The 19,881-nt window shown below is 60.3% G+C and carries 20 protein-coding genes and 1 pseudogene; 10 read left to right on the forward strand and 11 right to left on the reverse strand.

Annotation, left to right across the window (positions count from 1 at the left end; all coding sequences use genetic code 11):
- Positions 1 to 203: 203 nt before the first annotated feature.
- The 3 genes from HNR03_RS24265 to HNR03_RS24275 all read right to left on the reverse strand — a co-directional run bounded on the left by HNR03_RS24265 (position 204) and on the right by HNR03_RS24275 (position 3,584).
- A complete protein-coding gene (locus HNR03_RS24265) occupies positions 204 to 1,529 on the reverse strand; it encodes an OprD family porin (RefSeq protein ID WP_259156266.1) in 1,326 nt (441 codons plus the stop codon).
- A 140-nt stretch (positions 1,530 to 1,669) separates the two neighbouring features.
- On the reverse strand, positions 1,670 to 3,019 hold the full coding sequence (locus HNR03_RS24270) for a GntP family permease (protein WP_259156267.1): 1,350 nt from the start codon (positions 3,017 to 3,019) through the stop codon (positions 1,670 to 1,672).
- 184 nt (positions 3,020 to 3,203) lie between these two features.
- Positions 3,204 to 3,584: a RidA family protein gene (locus HNR03_RS24275; protein ID WP_222587533.1), complete on the reverse strand. Its 381-nt coding sequence runs from the start codon at positions 3,582 to 3,584 to the stop codon at positions 3,204 to 3,206.
- A gap of 157 nt (positions 3,585 to 3,741) precedes the next feature.
- On the opposite strand from HNR03_RS24275, the gene HNR03_RS24280 reads away from it, so the two are divergent.
- Together HNR03_RS24280 and HNR03_RS24285 are read left to right on the forward strand one after the other, a co-directional pair.
- The gene (locus tag HNR03_RS24280; protein WP_259156590.1) at positions 3,742 to 4,689 is read left to right on the forward strand and encodes a Dyp-type peroxidase; all 948 of its coding nucleotides are present in this window, start codon (positions 3,742 to 3,744) and stop codon (positions 4,687 to 4,689) included.
- Between the two features lie 78 nt (positions 4,690 to 4,767).
- The gene (locus HNR03_RS24285) at positions 4,768 to 4,929 is read left to right on the forward strand and encodes a hypothetical protein (RefSeq protein WP_222587534.1); all 162 of its coding nucleotides are present in this window, start codon (positions 4,768 to 4,770) and stop codon (positions 4,927 to 4,929) included.
- Positions 4,930 to 5,002: 73 nt separating this feature from the next.
- Here the strand turns inward: HNR03_RS24285 and HNR03_RS24290 are convergent, their stop codons facing one another.
- On the reverse strand, positions 5,003 to 6,019 hold the full coding sequence (locus tag HNR03_RS24290; protein ID WP_259156269.1) for a succinylglutamate desuccinylase/aspartoacylase family protein: 1,017 nt from the start codon (positions 6,017 to 6,019) through the stop codon (positions 5,003 to 5,005).
- A gap of 173 nt (positions 6,020 to 6,192) precedes the next feature.
- Between HNR03_RS24290 and HNR03_RS24295 the strand changes: the two are divergent.
- Positions 6,193 to 6,678: pseudogene (locus tag HNR03_RS24295) on the forward strand (TetR family transcriptional regulator C-terminal domain-containing protein); the annotation flags it as partial.
- On the opposite strand, the gene HNR03_RS24300 reads toward HNR03_RS24295, so the two are convergent.
- The 5 genes from HNR03_RS24300 to HNR03_RS31755 form a co-directional block, all read right to left on the reverse strand.
- The gene (locus tag HNR03_RS24300; RefSeq protein WP_259156271.1) at positions 6,637 to 7,641 is read right to left on the reverse strand and encodes a DMT family transporter; all 1,005 of its coding nucleotides are present in this window, start codon (positions 7,639 to 7,641) and stop codon (positions 6,637 to 6,639) included. The pseudogene HNR03_RS24295 and the gene HNR03_RS24300 overlap by 42 nt on opposite strands.
- On the reverse strand, positions 7,641 to 8,339 hold the full coding sequence (locus HNR03_RS24305) for an ABC transporter permease (RefSeq protein ID WP_222587537.1): 699 nt from the start codon (positions 8,337 to 8,339) through the stop codon (positions 7,641 to 7,643). The genes HNR03_RS24300 and HNR03_RS24305 overlap by 1 nt, the downstream gene beginning before the upstream one ends.
- 5 nt (positions 8,340 to 8,344) lie before the next feature.
- Entirely contained in the window at positions 8,345 to 9,058 is a 714-nt protein-coding gene (locus tag HNR03_RS24310; protein ID WP_222587538.1) for an ABC transporter permease, read from the reverse strand.
- Positions 9,059 to 9,205: 147 nt separating this feature from the next.
- Positions 9,206 to 9,988 (reverse strand): transporter substrate-binding domain-containing protein, encoded by a 783-nt coding sequence (locus tag HNR03_RS24320; RefSeq protein ID WP_259156273.1) that lies wholly within the window; start codon positions 9,986 to 9,988, stop codon positions 9,206 to 9,208.
- Between the two features lie 27 nt (positions 9,989 to 10,015).
- Positions 10,016 to 12,019: an aminotransferase class I/II-fold pyridoxal phosphate-dependent enzyme gene (locus HNR03_RS31755; RefSeq protein ID WP_310504656.1), complete on the reverse strand. Its 2,004-nt coding sequence runs from the start codon at positions 12,017 to 12,019 to the stop codon at positions 10,016 to 10,018.
- A gap of 358 nt (positions 12,020 to 12,377) precedes the next feature.
- On the opposite strand from HNR03_RS31755, the gene HNR03_RS24335 reads away from it, so the two are divergent.
- Entirely contained in the window at positions 12,378 to 12,923 is a 546-nt protein-coding gene (locus HNR03_RS24335) for a hypothetical protein (RefSeq protein WP_259156275.1), read from the forward strand.
- 46 nt (positions 12,924 to 12,969) lie between these two features.
- Here the strand turns inward: HNR03_RS24335 and HNR03_RS24340 are convergent, their stop codons facing one another.
- Both HNR03_RS24340 and HNR03_RS24345 read right to left on the reverse strand, forming a co-directional pair.
- Positions 12,970 to 13,605 (reverse strand): hypothetical protein, encoded by a 636-nt coding sequence (locus HNR03_RS24340; RefSeq protein ID WP_222587543.1) that lies wholly within the window; start codon positions 13,603 to 13,605, stop codon positions 12,970 to 12,972.
- Positions 13,606 to 13,974: 369 nt separating this feature from the next.
- Positions 13,975 to 14,310 (reverse strand): hypothetical protein, encoded by a 336-nt coding sequence (locus HNR03_RS24345; RefSeq protein WP_405046086.1) that lies wholly within the window; start codon positions 14,308 to 14,310, stop codon positions 13,975 to 13,977.
- A 283-nt stretch (positions 14,311 to 14,593) separates the two neighbouring features.
- On the opposite strand from HNR03_RS24345, the gene HNR03_RS24350 reads away from it, so the two are divergent.
- From HNR03_RS24350 to HNR03_RS24375, 6 genes are all read left to right on the forward strand, one after another.
- A complete protein-coding gene (locus tag HNR03_RS24350) occupies positions 14,594 to 15,370 on the forward strand; it encodes an ABC transporter substrate-binding protein (protein WP_259156278.1) in 777 nt (258 codons plus the stop codon).
- 89 nt (positions 15,371 to 15,459) lie between these two features.
- Complete coding sequence (locus tag HNR03_RS24355) at positions 15,460 to 16,149, forward strand: ABC transporter permease (protein ID WP_259156281.1); 690 nt, start codon at positions 15,460 to 15,462, stop codon at positions 16,147 to 16,149.
- A gap of 15 nt (positions 16,150 to 16,164) precedes the next feature.
- Positions 16,165 to 16,863, forward strand: a complete 699-nt coding sequence (locus HNR03_RS24360) for an ABC transporter permease (RefSeq protein ID WP_259156283.1) — start codon at positions 16,165 to 16,167, stop codon at positions 16,861 to 16,863.
- A 9-nt stretch (positions 16,864 to 16,872) separates the two neighbouring features.
- Entirely contained in the window at positions 16,873 to 17,985 is a 1,113-nt protein-coding gene (locus tag HNR03_RS24365; RefSeq protein ID WP_259156285.1) for a succinylglutamate desuccinylase/aspartoacylase family protein, read from the forward strand.
- 18 nt (positions 17,986 to 18,003) lie between these two features.
- Complete coding sequence (locus tag HNR03_RS24370; RefSeq protein ID WP_259156287.1) at positions 18,004 to 18,768, forward strand: ABC transporter ATP-binding protein; 765 nt, start codon at positions 18,004 to 18,006, stop codon at positions 18,766 to 18,768.
- Between the two features lie 80 nt (positions 18,769 to 18,848).
- The gene (locus HNR03_RS24375; RefSeq protein WP_259156288.1) at positions 18,849 to 19,757 is read left to right on the forward strand and encodes a MurR/RpiR family transcriptional regulator; all 909 of its coding nucleotides are present in this window, start codon (positions 18,849 to 18,851) and stop codon (positions 19,755 to 19,757) included.
- The last annotated feature ends 124 nt before the right edge of the window (positions 19,758 to 19,881 follow it).

A 19,881-nucleotide genomic window follows, 5' to 3' on the forward strand; every position in this document is an offset into this window, starting at 1 on the left:
CCCCGGCCATGGATGGCCGATGGCGGCGGGCCCACGGAGCAGGACCGGAGTGAGGGAATGCCGAGCCACAGCGAGGCACCGTACGTCAGGGGCGAAAGCGCTTGGTTACTTGGCGCTCTTCCAAGTAACCCGCCGTCAGGGCGGAACCAATACCAGCCATTACCGAAAAAACGGATATGCCCCCAAACCGCCGCCCACCACGCTTACAGCAACGAAAGCGTGTAGTTGACGATAAAGCGGTTCTGCTCAACATTCCGCCCAGCATCAGTATTCGACTTACCATTGCGCACACTAAAACCAAGCCCCTTGAGCGACCCCGATTGCAGCACATAATCAAGCGTCATATCCCGCTCCCACTCCGACTGATCACTGGCATTGCGCGCCTTGATATCCGTGCCCTTCAGATAAGCAATGGTCGCCTTCAAACCCGGCACCCCCAGCGGCGCAAAGTCATAACTGTACTGACCAAAATCAGTCTGCTCCCCAGCACGGGCAAAGTTCTGAATCATCCGGTCCGTCGGCAGATAGACACTACCGCCGCCCGCCCCTTTATCCACCAGGCTGCCCTGGTTGGGCTGAACAAAGTTGCTGCCGTCACCCACCCGCTGATGCCCCAGTGACACCGCGTGACCACTGTTGGCATAAGTGATCATCGCCACCCAAGTGTTGTTATCGATTTCACCGTTGTTGTCTTCGGTGTAACCCGACACGCGATAACCTTGTGCGCGACCTGCCGCGGTGCTGTTGGCACCGGTCGACGTGGTATGGAAGTAGCGCAGGTCGGTGGTGAAGGAGCTTTTGCCATCAATGGGCAGGATGTGCGTCAAGCCAAAGAAGTTCTGGTTATAGAAGTCTTCCAACTGCGCAAAGTAGTACTGCGCCTTCAGGTCCTTGGTGACGTTGTAGTCGCCGCCCGCGAAATAGAACTTGTTGCTGTCCTGGGTGCTGCCGGCCACCGACAGCCCTGTGCGATCAGTCGAGGCACGGCCGACCGCGTGTTCGAGCACGCCACTGGTCAGCATCAGGCCATCGATATCGGTCGACGTGACCTGGGCGCCAGTGAACGACTGCGGCAAGACACGCGCATCGTTGGCAATCAGGATCGGCAGTTTCGGCAGCAGTGTGCCGTAGCGAAACTCGGTCTTTGAAATACGCATCTTCGCGGTCGGGCCGAAGCTGCTCCAGGCGTCCACCGCGCCGTCGCCATCGGTGGGGATCATGCCGCTGCCGTTGTGACGTCCTGTGCCGCTGTCCAGCGTAATCCCAAGCAACGCCTGCGCATCGACCCCGAACCCGACCGTGCCTTGGGTAAACCCTGACTCGTAACGCAGCACAAACCCTTGCGCGGCCTCTTCGGTTTTCGAGGGCTCGGCCGCGCCGTCGCGGTTATCGCTGTTGAAATACAAGGTGCGCATCGACAGGCTAGCCTTGCTGTCCTCGAGAAAACCGTGGCCGGCAGAGTCGGCTGCCTGGGCGCACAGGGAACCGGTGGCCAACAACAGTGCGGTGGGGATTGCTCGCTTAAACATACGGTGCTCCGGGTGATTTTTTTATGATTGTTTTGTTGGTGAACGAGCGCCATCCTCCAGTGGCACCCAACACCGGCGCACACAATGACGCGCTCGATGGGTGACCATGAGCCTTGAGGAAAGCGATCGGAGTGTTCGGGTTAAATCAGGTAGGAAAGCCCTACGGTCAGCGCGAACGCCACCAGCGAAATGATGGTTTCGAGCACAGTCCAGGTCTTGAAGGTCTGGGCAACGGTCATGTTGAAGTATTCCTTGATCAACCAGAAACCGCCGTCGTTGACGTGGGAAAAGATAACCGACCCCGCGCCCGTCGCCAGCACCAACAGCTCCGGGTGCGGATAACCCAGACCAATGGCCACCGGCGCAACAATCCCCGAGGCGGTAGTCATCGCGACCGTGGCCGAACCGGTGGCGATGCGCATCAGCGCGGCGAACAGCCAGCCCATGATCAGCGGCGACAGGTGAAACTCATGGGCCAGGCTGACGATCTGGTCGGTGACCCCGGCGTCCACCAGAATCCGGTTCAAGCCGCCGCCGGCGCCGACCAGCAAGGTGATGCTGGCGGTCGGCGCCAGGCATTCGTTGGTGAACTTGAGGATCGACTCGCGGTTGAAGCCCTGGGCGATGCCCAGGGTCCAGAAGCTCAGCAAGGTCGCCAGCAACAGGGCGATCACCGAGTTGCCGATGAACAGCAGGAACTGGTTGAAACCGCTGCCCGGCGTGGAGATCAGGTTGGCCCAGCCGCCGATCAGCATCAGCACCACCGGCAACAAAATGGTCGCCATGGTGATGCCGAAGCCCGGCAGGCTGTCGCGCGGTTCGCGGTCGAGGAACTGGCGCTCCAGCGGGTTTTCCGCCGGCAGTTGAATGCGCGGCACGATGAACTTGGCGTACAGCGGCCCGGCGATGATCGCCGTCGGAATGCCGATCAAAATCGCATACATCAACGTCTGCCCCACCGACGCCCCATACACCTGCACCGCCAGCATCGCCGCCGGGTGCGGCGGCACCAAGGCGTGCACCACTGACAAGCCAGCAACCATCGGCAAACCGACCATCAGGATCGACACGCCAACGCGCCGCGCCACGGTGAACGCAATCGGCACCAGCAGCACAAAACCGACCTCGAAGAACAACGGCAGGCCGACCAGAAAGGCGATGCAGACCATCGCCCAGTGCGCGTTCTTCTCGCCGAACCGGTCGATCAGGGTCCGCGCCACCTGCTCGGCGCCGCCGGACTCGGCCATCATCTTGCCGAGCATGGTGCCCAGCGCCACCACCAGCGCAATGTGCCCCAGGGTCTTGCCGACGCCCGCCTCATAAGCGCCGACCACGCCAGACGCCGGCATCCCGGCCAGCAAGGCCAGGCCGATGGACACCAGGGTAATCACAATGAACGGATTGAGTCGGTAACGGGCGATCAGAACGATCAGCGCAATGATGGCGATGGCGGCATACACCAGCAGCCAATAGCCGAAGGACAGGGTCATGCGGTACTCCTCGAAAGGGTCACGTCGAATGGGTTGTGAAACTCATAAAACATTTCGAGGCGTGATTTTCAAACGAGGCGAAACTAATTTTCGTGCAGGGATAAGGCTTGTCGTGCAGAGGCATGAGCCGTCGGTGTTTTTGAAATTGGGTCAGGCGGATTTTCATCGCGCCTGACCCCAAACGTCAGGCTTTGGCGGCCATCGCGGTGACTTCGACGCGCATGCCTTCAACGGCCAGGGCGGCCACGCCCACCGCCGCCCGAACCGGCCACGGCTTGGCGAAGAAGCGCTTATAGACTTCGTTGAACGCGGCGCGGTCGGCCATGTCGGTGAGGTAGATGGTCAGGTGCAACACCCGGTCCATCGAACTGCCAGCGCGCTCCAGCGCGACCTTCAACGCCTGCAGCGTGCACTCGCTCTGCAAGGTGATGTCGCCCAGTTCCAGGCTGCCATCGGCGTGGGTCGGGATCTGCGTGGAGACCAACAGTCCACCGAAACCGGCAACGTCGGAAGAGATGGAGTCCGCATCGGGATCGGGGGTGAACGTGATGTCTTGGTTTGCCATGGGGATCTCTTGCTTGAGGGGGTAAAGGGGCGCTCAACGCCTTTTGCGCGGACAGTTTACAGTCCATACGCCGTGGCTGCCTCGACGCCATTCTCTGCTACTGTTTTCCAACCTCGTCCTGCTGAACTGGAAACGCTCTATGACAACGCTGACGCCTATGGATAACCCGACGCCGGAACCGCAATCGGTCGATAGCCCCATCACCCACAGTGCGATTTTCATCGTGGCGACGATAGCGCCGGGCAATGACGCGGCCAATCGCGTGCGGGCCTGGTGTGGCGATGTCGCGGGCCTGGTGCGCTCGGTGGGCAAACGTGTTCCCGCGGGCAATCTTTCGTGTATCTGCGGCTTTGGCGCGACCGCGTGGGACACCTTGTTCGGCAACCCGCGCCCGGCCGCGCTGCACCCGTTTCGCGAGTTCGGTCCGGCGGGACGTCGCGCACTGGCAACGCCCGGCGACCTCTTGCTGCACATTCGTGCCGAACAGATGGACCTGTGTTTCGAATTGGCCACGCAAATAATCGCCGCCTTGGGTGATGCGATTTCGGTCGTCGATGAAGTGCAGGGTTTTCGCTATTTCGACATGCGCAGCATCATCGGCTTTGTCGACGGCACCGAAAACCCGGTCGGGCGCAAGGCGGTCGACTTCACGATAGTGGGCAGTGAAGATCCGTCGTTCAGCGGCGGCAGCTATGTGCTGGTGCAGAAATACCTGCACAACATGACGGCCTGGAACACCCTGACGGTCGAAGCGCAGGAGCGGATTATCGGCCGTACCAAGCTGTCCGACATCGAACTCGATGACACGGTCAAACCGACCAACTCCCACAGCGCCCTGACCACGATCACCGAGGACGGGCAAGAAGTGAAAATCCTGCGCGACAACATGCCATTCGGCCGGCCGGGCGCGGGCGAATTCGGCACCTACTTCATCGGCTATGCGCGCTCGCCGAGCCCTCTGGAGCTGATGCTCGAAAATATGTTCGTCGGCAGGCCGCCAGGCAATTATGACCGCTTGCTTGATTTCAGCACGGCAGTGACGGGAGGCCTGTTTTTCGTGCCTTCAGCCGACCTGCTGGAAGCGCTGGCGGACCGTGAGCTTTAAGGGCGACCGTCGGTAAACAAATCTCGAACTCGCGCCATGCCGTTGCGTCCAACGTGTAGGTCAACGGAGGTAGGCAAGATGAACAACGATGACAGTATCGATGACGTTGAAAAGGCGCTGAAGGACAAAGAAGCCAAAGAGGCCAATAACCCCGCTTCCACTCATAACCAGGAGCAGGAAGCCGAGGAGCTGCGCCGAAAAGTAGCGGAGATAGAGCGCAAAGTCGCCGACGGGAACTAGCAATACGCCTGATGGCCGCCTCCGCTGACTGCTTTAGAGAGTCATGCACGTTCAGCGGAGGTGGCCGTGTTGCCTAGTTCGGGTCCAGCAACCCGCCGCTCCAGTGGCGCGACATCCGGCTGCCGGTGAATTTCGCCACCACCATGCCTTGGGACACTAGCCGATCCCGATAGCGCGTCACCATCCGTCCGGCCTGCTCGGCCACCAGCACCACTTCGGAAGACGGATCGCCGGGGCGGCGCAGAATCCGCGCAAACCGCTGGCCTTCTTCGACGAAATCCCCCAGTTCCTTTTCAAAGATCAATACCCCGGGCTGCGGCGCGAGGATGGTTTCCATGTGGCCCATTTCCATCGCCTCGACGGGCCAGTCGCCTGGCGCAAGCGCTTCGTCGATAACCCCGCAACTGCACAGCCAGACGTACAAACCCTGGGCATCCTGCTCGGCAAAGCGATCGCTGACATCGCCCTGCCCGCGCAATTCCAGGGTCGCGGCCATGCGCCCATCGGTGACGCCATCGCGCAGCCACGGCGCAATGATGGTTTCTTCGAAGGAGCCATCGCCGCCCTCGTCCCAGATGATCGCCACGTCCATCTTCAGCGCCGCCGCCAGTTGCCGGCCACGGGGCCAGAAACTGCGGTGTACGTAGAGGTACGGCAGCGCCTCGTCATCGGTGTGCAGGTCGAGCATCAGATCTGCCGAGGACGCCAGTTGCACCAGTTTTTTTTGCCATTCCTGGACGTTGGTCGACGGCCGCTGCAGCGCGGCCGACTGATCGAATGCGCGGTTGAAGTTATGCCCGGTGGCGTCGTGAAAACGCCCCAGGATCCGCCCCTGGCGAAACTGCCCGATGCCCAGTGGATTGGCCTGCGGCACCACCGTCACCTGGCCCTTGAGCCGGCCTTCGGCCTCGGCCACTTGCAGGCGCTGCATCAACAGGTGCAGCACCAGCATCCCGGCGATTTCATCGGCGTGCACCCCGGCCTGCAAATGCACGTTCGGCCCGCTGCCATCGCCCTCGAAACGCCAGACGCCGACCGGCATCGCGTCACCGTTGTTGTTGCGCACACTGAACGAAATATCCTGCGCCATTGGCCCACCCTCCCCGTCATGAACCGTTAAAAACCGATGCATCGCCACGGCCGGAACTGGAGATTGAACGCACGTTCAACTAAGCTCGCCAACCTGGCACCGCATCCAAGGAAATCCTTGTGACAACCCCTTCGCCGAAAAACCGCCGCGCCGAGCCCGACGAACGCCGCGAAATGCTGGTGGCCGCCACCTTGCGCTGCCTGGCCCGTGACGGGCACGCCGGGATTTCCGTGCGCCGCATCGCCACCGAGGCCGGTGTGTCCGTGGGTTTGCTCAACCATCATTTCGGCAGCATCGATGCCTTGATCGCCGACACCTACCAGAAGATCGCCAGCGAGCTGACCACCGCCCTGCTCCAGGAAATCCAGCAGGCCGGCACCCCGGCCGAAAAGATGGATGCGTTTCTCACCGGGTCTTTTTCGCCGCGGGTCATGGACCCGCAACTGCTGGGTGTCTGGGTGGTGTTCTGGAGCCTGATTCGTCACTCCGAACACGTCAGCCAGTCCCACGAAAAAAGCTACCGCGCCTACCTCGACCTGCTCCGCCAATTGCTGGATGACATGGCGGCCAGCGAAGGTTTTGTGATCCACGACACCCGCCTGGCGGCCATCGGTCTGTCAGCGATGCTCGACGGACTCTGGATCGAGTGGTGCCTGAACCCCGAAACCTTCAGCCCCGCCAACGGCCTGCACATCTGCCGTTGCTGGATAAAGGGGTTGCGACACGGAGCATTCAGCACCGACGACGTCTTGTGAGGCATGGCGTCCGAAGATCATCGCCAGGGTGCCGCTGACGGCGATCAGCCCGGCACCGAACATCAGCGAAACATCCATCAGCGTGCCCCAGATCAGGCTCGACAACAGGAACGCCCAGATCAGCCCGGTGTATTCGAACGGTGCGAGCAAGGTCGCGGTGGCTCGCCGGAAACTGGCGAACAACAGGAATTGACCGATGCCGCCCACCAACCCGGCACCGAGCATCCCCAGCCAGGCCGGGGTCGGCGCCGGGGTGTGGGTCCAAGGCAACGCGACGGCCATGCACAGCACAAACACCACGTTGGTGATCAGCATCTGCTCCAGCACGGATGTCTGCTCGTCCACCTGGCGTAACTGAATGTAGGTAAATGCCCAGCACACCGCCGCCAGCAGCGTCAGCACGATCGGCAAGGGATCGGTGATGTTGCTCGGGCGACAGGCGATGACCACCCCGACGAATCCGAGGATCAGGGAAAACCACTGCCAGCCGCTCGCGCGTTCCTTGAGTATTACTGCCGCCAGCACCGTGACCATGATCGGCGCGGAAAAATACAGGGTGGTCATTTCCGCCAGCGACAGGTCACGGGCAGCCGTGTAGTAGAGCAGCCAGGCGACTATCGACAGCAAGCCGCGCACCACCAGCAAGCGTCGGCTCGGCGAGCGCCAGGCCCGCTGAACCAGGCGCAGACGCCCGGCCAACAGACAGGCGAGGACCACCACCAGGCCGCGCCAGAACAAAATGGTGACCACCGAATAGTCGGCCACCAGCCACTTGATCACGGCATCCTGCAACGCCAGGAACGCGTAACCCAAGGTGCACAGGCCAATGCCCTGCAACGATCGGTCGACGACTCCTGACGCATTCATTACACCGACCTGCGCACGGGCGTCCCGCGCCGTTCGGCAAAGGCAAACAGTGCCTCGATCAAGAACGTCAGGCAGACATACACCCCGGCCACCAGCAGCAGCGGCTCATAGACCTGAAGGGTTTGCGCCCGCACCACGTTGGCCGCGCCCAGCAGGTCGACAATCGCAATGGTCGAAGCCAGTGCCGTTGACTTGAGCAACATCACGGTCTCCCCGGCCAGGGTCGGCAACAACAAACGCAAGGCCCGAGGCAAGCGCACCCGCAGCAGCGACTGGCGCGGGGTCATGCCAAACGCCGAGGCGGCTTCCATCTCGCCCTTTGGCACCGCCAACAGGCCACCACGAATCACCTCACCTACATACGCGCCCACCGACAACACCAAGGCGAACACGATGTACCAGTAACCGTCACGCAAGTAAGGCCAGAGAAAACTGCCGCGTATCAGCGGGAACTGCGCAAACAGGCTGCCAAGCCCGTAGTAGAAAATGTAGATCTGGATCAGCAACGGCGTGCCACGCGTCACGCTGGTGTAGAACAGACTGACCTTGGCGATCACGGTGTTCTTCGAGATCCGCGCCAACGCCACCAGCACCGCCAGGACAAACCCCAAGGCACTGGAAATCAACAGGATGGTAATGGTCGTTTGCAACCCTCGGCCCAACAGTGCCGCGTATTCAACTATCCACGCTGGAATCATTTCATTCACTCAGCCAAAGGCATCCAGCGACGAATCCGTCGCTCAAGCCGTCCCGACAGGTAGTTGGACACCAGCGTCACCGCGTAATACATCGCCGCGGCCGTGAGGTAGAACAACAGATAGTGACGCGTGGAACCCGCGCCTTGCTTGGCGGTGTACAGCAGCTCGTTGGTGCCGACCACGCTGATCAAGGCGCTGTCCTTGATCAGGTTGATCCACAGGTTGGCCATCCCGGCCATCGCATACGGCGCCATGATCGGCAGCGTGACACGGCGGAACAGGCCAAAACCGCTCAGGCCGAACGCCTTCGCCGCTTCGATCTGGCCGAAGGGAATCGCCTGGATCGCCGCGCGGAAAATCTCCGAGGCGTAGGCGCCTTGCACCAGTCCCAGCACGACGATGGCAGCCAGCGGACCGCTGACGTTCACCGCGCCGTAACCCAGCTGCGCCATCAGCGAATTGAGGAGCATGGAGCCGACGTAGTACAGCAGCAGGATCAGCAGCAACTCGGGAACGGCACGGAACAACGTGGTGTAGCTGCGCATCAGTGCGGCGATCGGTTTGGGTGCGCCCAGTTTCAGACAGGCCACCACCAACCCGATGAACAGCCCGACCACGAAGGCCCCGGCCGATATCTGCAGGGTCATCCAGAGCCCCTTCAACAGCGCACCGCCCCATCCTTGTTCGCTGAAATTGATCAAATCGAACATTGCCGGCATTTCCGTCTCCAGTTAACGCAATCACTGCCTGACGCAATCCCCTGTGGGAGCGGGCTTGCTCGCGAAGGCGGTGGGTCAGGCGACATCATTGCTGAATGTCAGGCCGCCTTCGCGAGCAAGCCCGCTCCCACAGGTTCTGTGTTCAGGTCAGAACGCAGGTTTCACGCTGGTGCCGAAGTAGTGCTGGGACAGGTGGTCATAGTCTTTGCTGGCCAGCAACGAGGCGATCGCCGTGTCGAGTTTGGCCTTGAGCTCAGTGTCGTCCTTGCGCAGACCGGCGCCCACACCCTTGCCGAAGATCGGGTCGTATGGAACCGCGCCGAGGTACGCCAGGTCCTTGGCATCCGGCGTCTGCACGAAGGCCGCCATGGCCGTACCGTCAGCCATCATCAAGTCGATCCGGCCGGCAATCAGGTCGGCGTTGGCCGAATCCTGGGTGTCGTAATACTTAACGTCGGCAATCTTTTCGTAGTAGGTCTTGAGGAAGCTGGCGCTCACCGTCGAGTTCTGCACGCCGATGGTTTTGCCCTTGAGGTCATCCGGGTATTTTTTCACCGACGTGCCCTTCGGCCCGACAAGCGCGACCACCGAATCGTAATAGGCCTTGCTGAACGCGATCTGTTTTTCCCGTTCTTCGGTCACCGACATCGAGGAGAAAATCACGTCGATCTTCTTCGACAGCAGCGAGGGAATGATGCCGTCCCACGCCACTTCCTTGATCTCGCACTCGGCTTTCATTTCGCTGCACAGCTTGTGGATCAGGTCGACTTCAAAGCCTTTCCATTCCCCGTTGGCCTGCTTCTCGGTGTACGGCGGATAAGGTTCGGCCGCGACCGCGAACCTGATCGGCTGGGCCTGGGCCGCGCTCATCCCGGCCAGCAATACGCAGGCCACGCCCGTGAACCAGTTTGCCAAACGTCGATTTCCCATGATTTTTCCCCGTCTTTTTATGATGTATTAGCGAGTCTGATGAGCGTTGACGAATTGTCGGCAACGCTCGCTGCGTGGGTGTACGAACACTTCATCCGGCGAACCGGTTTCCTCGATCAGGCCTTGGTGCAAGTAGGCGACTTTGGAAGAGACATCGCGGGCGAAGGCCATTTCATGGGTCACCAGGATCATGGTCCGGCCTTCTTCCGCGAGGGAGCGGATCACCCGCAGCACTTCGCCGACCAGTTCCGGGTCGAGTGCCGAGGTGGGTTCATCGAACAGCATGACCTTGGGCCGCATGGCCAGGGCCCGGGCGATGGCCACCCGTTGTTGCTGTCCCCCGGAGAGAAACGCCGGGTACTCGTTGCGCTTGGCCGCAAGTCCGACGCGTTCAAGCAAGGCTTCGGCCCGTTCAGTGGCCTCCGCACGGCTTTCACGCAAGACCTGGGTCGGCGCTTCGATGAGGTTTTCCAGCACCGTGCGATGGGGCCAGAGATTGAAATTCTGGAACACCATGCCCAGGCTCGAACGAATCCGGACCAGTTGCTTGGCGTCGGATACCAGCGGAGCGCCAGGACGGTCGAAGTTCAGGTGGATGCTCTCGCCGTCCACCAGAATGCGTCCCTGGTCCGGCACTTCGAGCATGTTGATGCAGCGCAGCAAGGTGCTTTTGCCCGAGCCGCTGGCACCAATCAACGAAATCACATCGCCTTCGCGGGCGGTCAGGGAAACGCCTTTGAGCACCTCGATATTGCCGAAGCGTTTATGTAGGCCGTCGACTTCGATCATGGTCTTGGCGGCGACCGGTTCAACCGGCGCCTGGCAAGTGACACGGCTGATCACCGGCCTTGGCGCTTCGCCTTGCAACACCAGGACAAAATCGCGGATACGCTGGCAGGCCTGGGCCAGGCGCTCTTCACCGAGGGTGAACGAGAGCCGCACAAAGCCTTGCGCCGGTTCGCCAAACGCGGCGGCGTCCAGCACCGAGACGTGTGCTTCGCGCAACAGGCGCCAGGCAAATTCCAGGGAGGTCAGCCCGGTGGCGCGCACGTCCACCAGCACGAACATGCCGGCGTCGGGGTTGAGCACCGAAATGCCCGGGCAATCCGACAGGCTGGTCACCACCAGATCGCGGCGAAGACGATAGATTTCGCGCATGCCATGGGTCACGTCTGAATGGGCCTGCACCGCTTTGAGCGCGGCTTCCATGACGAACCCCGGCAAGCCGTAAAGCATGCTCAGCACCAGGGTTTCGGCGTGCGCGACCAGGCTTGGATCGGCGACGATCCAGCCGGTACGCCAGCCAGTCATCGCGTGGGATTTGGACAGACTGCCGATCACCACGCAGCGCTCGGCCATGCCCGGCAACGCCGCCAGGCTCAGGTGTTCACGCTCGAAGGCGAGGCTCTCATACACCTCGTCGACCACCACCCACAGGTCATGCTCGATGGCGAGTTCGGCGATGGCTTGCAGCTCTTCGCGGTTGAGCACCACGCCGGTGGGGTTGTTCGGGTTGGAGAAGAATATCGCCCGGGTTCGCGGGGTGATGGCCTTGGCCAGCACAGCGGCGTCGAGCCTGAAACCTTCGTCCGCCGAACACGGCACACGAACCAGCGTGGCGCCCGACGCCTTGAGCGTGGCCTCGTAGGTCACGTACATCGGGTCCAGGGCAATCACTTCGTCGCCGGTATTGAGCAGGCACATCGAGGTGATGAACAGCGCGTTCTGCGCCCCGGCCGCAATGATCACGTTTGACGCTTGCAGCTCACGGTCGAACAGTTGGCCGTAGCGAGCCGCAATGGCTTCGCGCAACGCCAGCCGACCGGCAATTTCGGTGTAGTGGGTGTCGCCCTCACGCAGCGCATGAATCGCGGCATCGGTGATGAAATCGGGGGTGGGAAAATCCGGGTCGCCGACACTGAGAATGATCACATCCTCGCCCCGGCGCTGGGCTTCGAAGGCTGCATTGTGAATATCCCAGGCGGCTACACCGTCGCCTGAAATCCGCTCAACAAAGGGTGAAAACCGCATGCCAGTGCCTCGTTCGAATAGAAGAAACGCAAGCCCGCGCAACCAGCCGGGGAGGTGGTCATCAACATAGTCGAAGCTGAACAGTCGTTCAACAGAAAAGTCGTGGTGCTTCGCGTTCGGTGTAAACAGGTCGTTTTTACGACAGTCGCGGCGTTTTTCAACGCTTGATCGCCTTGGACGACGCACAGTCAGGTGATCGACTAGTGCTCTTCTATTCCGGATACGGCGCACTGATCTCCAATACCGATGCAGCGAGCCAAGCCGACCGCATCGACGAATACTTGTCGAAACTTGATTGCTAGCTATATGCCATCAGTTGATAATCCCGCCCCTCCTTAAACTCACGCAAGGAAATGCCGTGAAGAAATCTCTCCTGCTCGTCCCTGTTTTCGCTCTGCTGCTGCAAGGTTGTGGTGTAACCATGGCGCGTTATGAGCCGAGCTACGAAAACGTCCAACAGCTCAAGCAAACCCCGCCGCTGCAATCGATCAGCAACGCTCAGGTCAAAGCGGACTCCGGTCAGGGATCGCTGACGGTCCGGGCCAATCCGATCAGCTCACCGAGCGGCAGCATCACGCAGCATATTCAGGATGCGATTACCGAAGAACTGGGTCGGGCGGGACTGTTGAATGCTCATGCGCAGCGGCATCTGGATGTATTGGTGGTCAAGAATGAGCTGACCGCAGGCATGGGAACGGGCACGGGCCAGCTGGCGGCGCGTTTTACGCTGCTCAAGGACAATGAGGTGGTTTATGACGCGACCAAAGATGTCAGCCGCCAGTGGGACAGTAGCTTTTTCGGTGCCATTGCGATCCCGAATGCCGCTAACGCTTACAACCCGATGGTTCGTGATTTGCTGAAGGCGTTGTACAGCGACCCGAAGTTCATTCAAGCCCTCAAGTAAGGGCAAAACAGGAGCCGCTTTTGCGGCTCCTGTCGTGATGTCGTGATCAGGCCCGAGGCACGTAGGCATCAAGAGCCGAATATTTCAGGCTTTTGCTATCGACCATCTGCTTGAGCAGGGAATTGACCTGACGGCTGAAGGTGTCGTTGATTGCCTCTTTCGGGGTGTTAGCCATCAACGGCACGAACCAGATGCCAATCCAGGTATTGATCCCGTCATGGTTGCTCGTGTTAGTCAGGGTCTGCCCCTGCGAATCGAGCGTCTCGAGGCTCATGGTGTATTGGTCCGTCGCCAGCGCCGGGATAACGGTGAACGTCAAACCACTGATAAATGCCATGACCATCTGACCACCACCCGGTGGATGGTTATAAACCTTCAAACGCAGTTTGTAGTCACCTGGCTGTTTCTGGAACTCGTCCAGCGTGACGCGGCCGAAAAGACCGGAATCGGTCAGCACTTTTTGCAGTTCAGGCTTCAACATGTCGCGTGCTTGCGGCATTTCAACGGCCGAAGCGCTTTTTGGCTCGCCTTGATAGAAATCGAAGTCCACATAGACGTTCGGTTTGTTCGAATAGCTGGACATTGACGGCAGGCTGACCGGAGCAACTTCATCTTTGGTGAAGCTGGCGCAACCACTTAGGCCGAGTACCAAGGCCAACCCTAGACATTTCCCAAACTGCATGACGACTCCCTTTAATAATGGCACAGCGCCTCCATACCGGAGAGCGGGTCGCGGATTTTAGAGAGTTGCAGGCAATATTAAAAGGCCACCACTGAAAAAGAGATCAACCCCAGTCCGTACGAATGCGACGGCCTTTTCGCGTAACGCCCATGCAGTCCCACCTCGACGGTGAGGGCCGCCCCCCTGTGCGGCACTGGATCGAACTGGTCGAAGCCGCAATGCCTGAACTGAGGCAAAAGCAGACCCTGTAGGAGTGAGCCTGCTCGCGATAGCGGTGGATCAGTCGACATCATTGCTCAATGACAGTCCGCTATCGCGAGCAAGCTCGCTCCCACAGGGGACTAGAGAGTTAAATTCGCGGGCCTTTTTTCACTTGCGCGCCAATTTGAACCGCACGCAATCCTCATAAAAATTTTTCCGCACGTCCGCTGGCTTGTACCGCGATTTGCTGTCGTAGGTTTGCTCGGTGATGCCCATCGCCATCATCCGCATCCACGCCTTGTCGAATTTGTAGGCCTGTATCTTCTGACGAGCGGCATACAGCGAAACCCCGGCCAGCTTGAGTTCCTGGGCCCTCGCCGCCGTTCCTGCGCCCCAACTGCACATAAACCGGTCATTGGACGCCAGCTCTTTAGCCTGGGCAGAGAGTGCAACGCTCGCCAGGGCGAACGAGATCATCGTGACAAATACACTTCGCAATTCCATTCACCTAACCACCTGAAAGTGAAGTGATTTTGGCGATAGTTTGGCGACTTGGGGGCCAGCAGTTTGCCTTTTCTGCGCCTTGAGGATCGACCGGATAAACCGGGCCGGCATCGATTGATCAATAAATCCGCGCGCCTCGTTTTGATACGTTTATTTTCACGATATTGATTTATGAAACAATACGTGTCATTTATAGCCTCACAAAATTCATCAGGACTGATCCACCGCCAGCCCGGACGGCACCAAACCAGCACCCTCCCAATGCCCCCCAGGAGTCAACAAAATGAACAAGACAGCACTTCTCGGCGCTCTGGCACTGTGCGCAGCAAGCTTTCTGGCACACGCCGAGGAAGACAGCCTGCGTATCGGTATCGAAGCCGCCTACCCGCCCTTCTCTTTCAAGACGCCCGAGGGCAACGTCAGTGGCTTCGACTACGACATCGGCAACGCACTGTGCGAAGAGATGAAAGTGAAATGCGAGTGGGTCATTCAGGAGTTCGACGGCATGATCCCGTCGCTCAAAGTGCGCAAGATCGATGCGGTGCTGTCGTCGATGTCAATCACTGAAGACCGCATGAAGTCGGTCGACTTCAGCAAAAAGTACTACCACACGCCGGGCAAGTTCGCGATGAAGGTCGGCAACGTGATCAACGACCCGCTGGTGGATCTCAAGGGCAAGAAAGTCGGTGTGCAACGCGCCTCGACTTACGACCGTTTCGCCACCGAGCAACTTGAAAAAGCCGGCGTCGAAGTGGTGCGCTACGGCTCACAAAACGAAGCCTTCCTTGACCTGGCGTCGGGTCGACTGGACGCCACGCTCGCCGACATCGTCGCCACCGACGAAAGCTTTATCAAAACCCCGGCGGGCAAGGGTTTCGCGCTGACCGGGCCGGACATCAATGACCCGAAATATTTCGGTCGGGGCGCCGGGATTGCGGTGCGTAAAGGCGACAGCGCGAACGCTGCACGCCTCAGTGCGGCGATTGACGCGATCCGCGCCAATGGCAAGTACCAGCAAGTGATGGCCAAGTATTTCGCCTTCGATATCTACGGCGAATAAACCTTTATCTGTCATGCGGGCGCCCGCTCATCGCGGGCGCTTGGGACTTGTCTTGCGCGCTTCACGGCGCTTGCTTGAGGAACTTCATCATGCTTCACGGCTACGGATCGAGCATTCTCGATGGCGCCTGGCTGACCATTAACCTGGCCCTGACCTCCATGAGCATGGCGATTGCCTTGGGTCTGATTGGCGCCGCCTTTCGTTTGTCGCCGCTTAAATGGCTGGCGATGCTCGGCGAAGGCTATACCACGCTGATTCGCGGGATCCCTGACCTGATGTTGATCCTGCTGATTTTCTATGGCGGCCAGGACCTGGTGAACCGCATTGCCCTGGCACTCGGCTACACCCGATACATCGACATCAATCCCTTTGTCGCCGGCGTCTGCACCATGGGCTTTATTTTTGGTGCCTATCTCTCGGAAACCTTTCGCGGCGCCTTTATGGCGATTCCCAAAGGCCAGGGCGAGGCCGGCATGGCGTATGGCATGAGTGGCGCGCAGGTTTTCTGGCGGATTCTGGTGCCGCAGATGATTCGTTTCGCCATCCCCGGCTTCACCAACAACTGGCTGGTGCTGACCAAATCCACCGCGCTGATCTCGGTGATCGGCTTGCAGGACATGATGTTCAAGGCCAAAAACGCGGCGGACGCCACCCATGAACCGTTCACGTTTTTCCTTGCGGTGGCGGCGCTGTACCTGATGCTGACCAGCCTTTCATTGCTTGTGCTGCGCTATCTGGAAAAACACTACTCGGTCGGCATTAAAGCCGCCGAATTGTGATTGGGAGCAACCCCCATGATTCTCGACTACAACCTGATCTGGGAAAACCTGCCGCTGTATTTCAATGGCGCCTTGTTGACCCTCAAAGTGCTGCTGATTTCCCTGGCTTTTGGCATGGTGCTGGCGATCCCCTTGGCGCTGATGCGGGTGTCCCGCTCGCCACTGATCAACTTCCCTGCCTGGCTCTACACCTACGTGATTCGCGGCACGCCGATGCTGGTGCAATTGTTCCTGATCTATTACGGCCTGGCGCAGTTCGCAGCGGTCCGTGACAGTGCGCTCTGGCCGTACCTTTCCAGCGCAACGTTTTGCGCCTGCCTGGCCTTTGCGATCAATACCAGTGCCTACAGCGCGGAACTGTTGGCCGGCAGTTTGAAGGCCACCGCCCATGGCGAAATCGAAGCGGCCAAGGCCATGGGCATGTCGCGCTTCACGTTGTACCGCCGGATTCTCTTGCCGTCGGCCTTGCGCCGGGCACTGCCGCAGTACAGCAACGAAGTATTGATGATGCTGCAAACCACCAGCCTGGCCTCGATCGTCACGCTGGTGGACATCACCGGCGCGGCGCGGACGGTGAGCTCACGGTTCTATCTGCCGTTCGAAGCGTTCATCACCGCCGGCCTCATCTACCTTGCCCTGACCTTCATCCTGGTCCGTCTGTTCAAGCTGGCCGAGCGCCGCTGGCTGGCATACCTGGCACCGCGCAAGCACTAAGGAGCGCTTATGGAACACATTGAATACCTGTTGCCGTGGAGTGCTTCGGGCACGGAACGGCGGTTGTCGCTGTTTCGTTTTGGCAGCGGGCCGCGCAAAGCCTACATCCAGGCTTCCTTGCATGCCGACGAACTGCCGGGGATGCGCGTGGCGGTGGAACTCAAGCGGCAGCTGCGGCTGCTGGAAGAACAAGGTCGGCTGAACGGGGTGATCGAATTGGTGCCAATGGCCAATCCGATTGGTATCGCGCAGATGTTCCAGGCCACCCACCAGGGGCGTTTCGAATTCAACAGCGGCAAGAATTTCAACCGCGACTTCCCGGAACTGACCGAAGCCGTGGCGGCGTTGGTGAAAGGTCGACTGGGCGACAACGCCGACCTCAACACCGCGCTGATCCGCCGCGCCATGAGCGATGTCCTCGCCGACATGCCGCCAGCAAACTCGGAGCTCGATGGCCTGCGTCGCGTGCTGTTGCAGCATGCCTGCGACGCCGATCTGGTGCTGGACCTGCATTGCGACTTCGAGTCGATCATGCTGCTTTACGCCATGCCGCAACACTGGCCGCGCTTGCGTTCATTGGCCGCGCGCCTGGGTGCCGGCGCAACGCTCCTCGCCGAAGGTGCCGGTGGCAATGCCTTCGATGAAGCCTGCGCGGCCCCGTGGTTGCGTTTGGCCGAGCGGTTTCCTGAAGCCGCTATCCCGTTGGCGTGCGCCGCCACCACCATCGAATTGCGCGGCATGGCCGACACCGAGCGCGAGCAATGCAGCGACAGCGCCGACGCCATTCTGGGTTACCTCGCCGAGCAGGGCCTGATCAGCGGTGACTGGCCCGAAGCGCCCTTGACCTGCTGCGAAGCAACGCCCTTCGCCGGTACGCAGTACGCCTATGCGCCGCACCCCGGCGTGGTGAGTTTTCTGCAACCGTTGGGTGCCCAGGTCCGGGTCGGTGATCCACTGTTCGAAGTACTGGATCCGCTGACAGACCAGCACAGCATCGTGCGCGCCAGCACCGACGGCATCCTCTATGCCCGCGAACGCCTGCGTTTTGCCCAACCCGGTTTGTGGCTGGCCAAAGTCGCCGGCACCCGCCTAATTCGCCAGGGTCGCTTGCTCAGCGACTGACTCCAGAGAGTGACCAGCATGTACAAACTTGAAATCCAGAACCTGCATAAAAGCTACGGCACCCACCAAGTGCTCAAAGGTGTGTCCCTGGAGGCGAAAGCCGGTGACGTGATCAGCCTTATCGGCTCCAGCGGCTCCGGCAAAAGCACCTTCCTGCGCTGCATCAACCTGCTGGAACAACCGAACGCGGGCACTATCGTGCTCAATGGCGAACCGCTCAAGTTGATGCCCAACAAGCTCGGCGGTCTCAAGGCTGCCGAACCCAGGCAGTTGCAACGCATGCGTTCGCGCCTGTCGATGGTGTTTCAACACTTCAACCTGTGGTCGCACATGAGCGCCCTTGAAAATGTCATGGAAGCCCCGGTGCACGTGCTGGGAATGTCCAAAAAAGAGGCGCGCGAAAAGGCTGAACACTACCTGAACAAAGTCGGCGTCGCCCATCGCATGGACGCTTGGCCGGCGCATATGTCGGGCGGCGAGCAGCAGCGAGTGGCGATTGCCCGTGCGTTGGCCATGGAACCGGAAGTGATGCTGTTCGACGAACCGACCTCGGCCCTCGATCCCGAACTGGTCGGCGAAGTCCTCAAAGTCATGCAGGACCTCGCCCTCGAAGGCCGCACCATGGTGGTCGTGACCCATGAGATGGGCTTTGCCCGGGAAGTCTCCAATCAACTGGTGTTTCTGCACCAGGGCCAGGTCGAAGAGCGCGGCAACCCGCGTGAGGTGCTGGCCAACCCACAGTCCGAGCGCCTCCAGCAATTCCTGGCCGGCAGCTTGAAATAATCCGGCCGCCCCGCTCACCGACGGTTGGCTTCGGATACACTCCAGCCAACCTTATGCCCTCAGGAAATGTTGAGCCGGATATGCCGACCCCCTCGAAAAACACCACGGTCTATGCCGCGCCGGTGATGCGCAAACTGGCGGAAATCGTTGCCGATTTGCAGCCGTCCCTGCGCAAGGTGGCGGACTTTATCCTGCGTCACCCGCTCAAGGCCGCGACGCTGACGATCGAGGAGATGGCGCACGAAACATCCACCTCGCCTGCCGCGGTCAACCGGCTGGCCAAGGCGCTGAACCTGGGCGGCTACACCGGCATGAAGGCCGAGCTGGTCGCGACCTTGCAGCAGATGGTGTCGCCGGTCGACAAGCTGCGCAATGAACTGGCCCATCGCCCCGACGGTGCGTTTGGCCTGCATGAGCAAATCCAGAGCGCCAGCAGCAACCTTGCCACCGCGGCGACCAATAACCACGAAGACACCTTTGAAGCGTTCGTCACCCGGCTGACCACCGCCCGCAAAATCTACATCCTGGGCTTTGGCAACAGTGTGTACTTCGCCGGTCTCGCCGCCTCGACCCTGATGCCCTTCTGTGCGGACGCCACCGCCATCAGCATGGAGGGCGGCAACGAAAACGCCGCGTACCGCCTGGCCGCGATCACCGATCAGGATGTGTTGCTGGCGATTTCCCTGCCGCGCTACTCCCTCGACACCCTGCAACTCGCCCGTTTCGCCAACGAACGTGGTGCCTCGGTACTGGCCATCACCGATTCACCCGCCTCGCCGCTCACCAGCATTGCCGAACACACGCTGTTTGCCCCCGCCGACCATCCGGTGTTGACCAGTTCCAACATCGCGGTGCTCGCCTTGATCGAAGGCTTGGTGGCCGGTGTGATGGCGCGCAACAAAGAAGCCGTCAAGCTGGCGACCGAGCTGACTGAAAGCGTGATGGCTTACCTGCACATGCCCGCCAGCGGCAAATCCTCGAAAAAGTGATGGCGTTCGATTCGCCATCCATTGCCCGAGGCGTCTGGCGAGCGCAACCGGCGGTAACCATGACGTGCCTCAAAAAATCGCCAAACCGGCCAGACATGAATCGGCCAGAAGCGGGTGGCATGGT

Source organism: Pseudomonas sp. JAI111 (assembly GCF_024809425.1).
In the GTDB taxonomy this organism is placed as follows: domain Bacteria; phylum Pseudomonadota; class Gammaproteobacteria; order Pseudomonadales; family Pseudomonadaceae; genus Aquipseudomonas.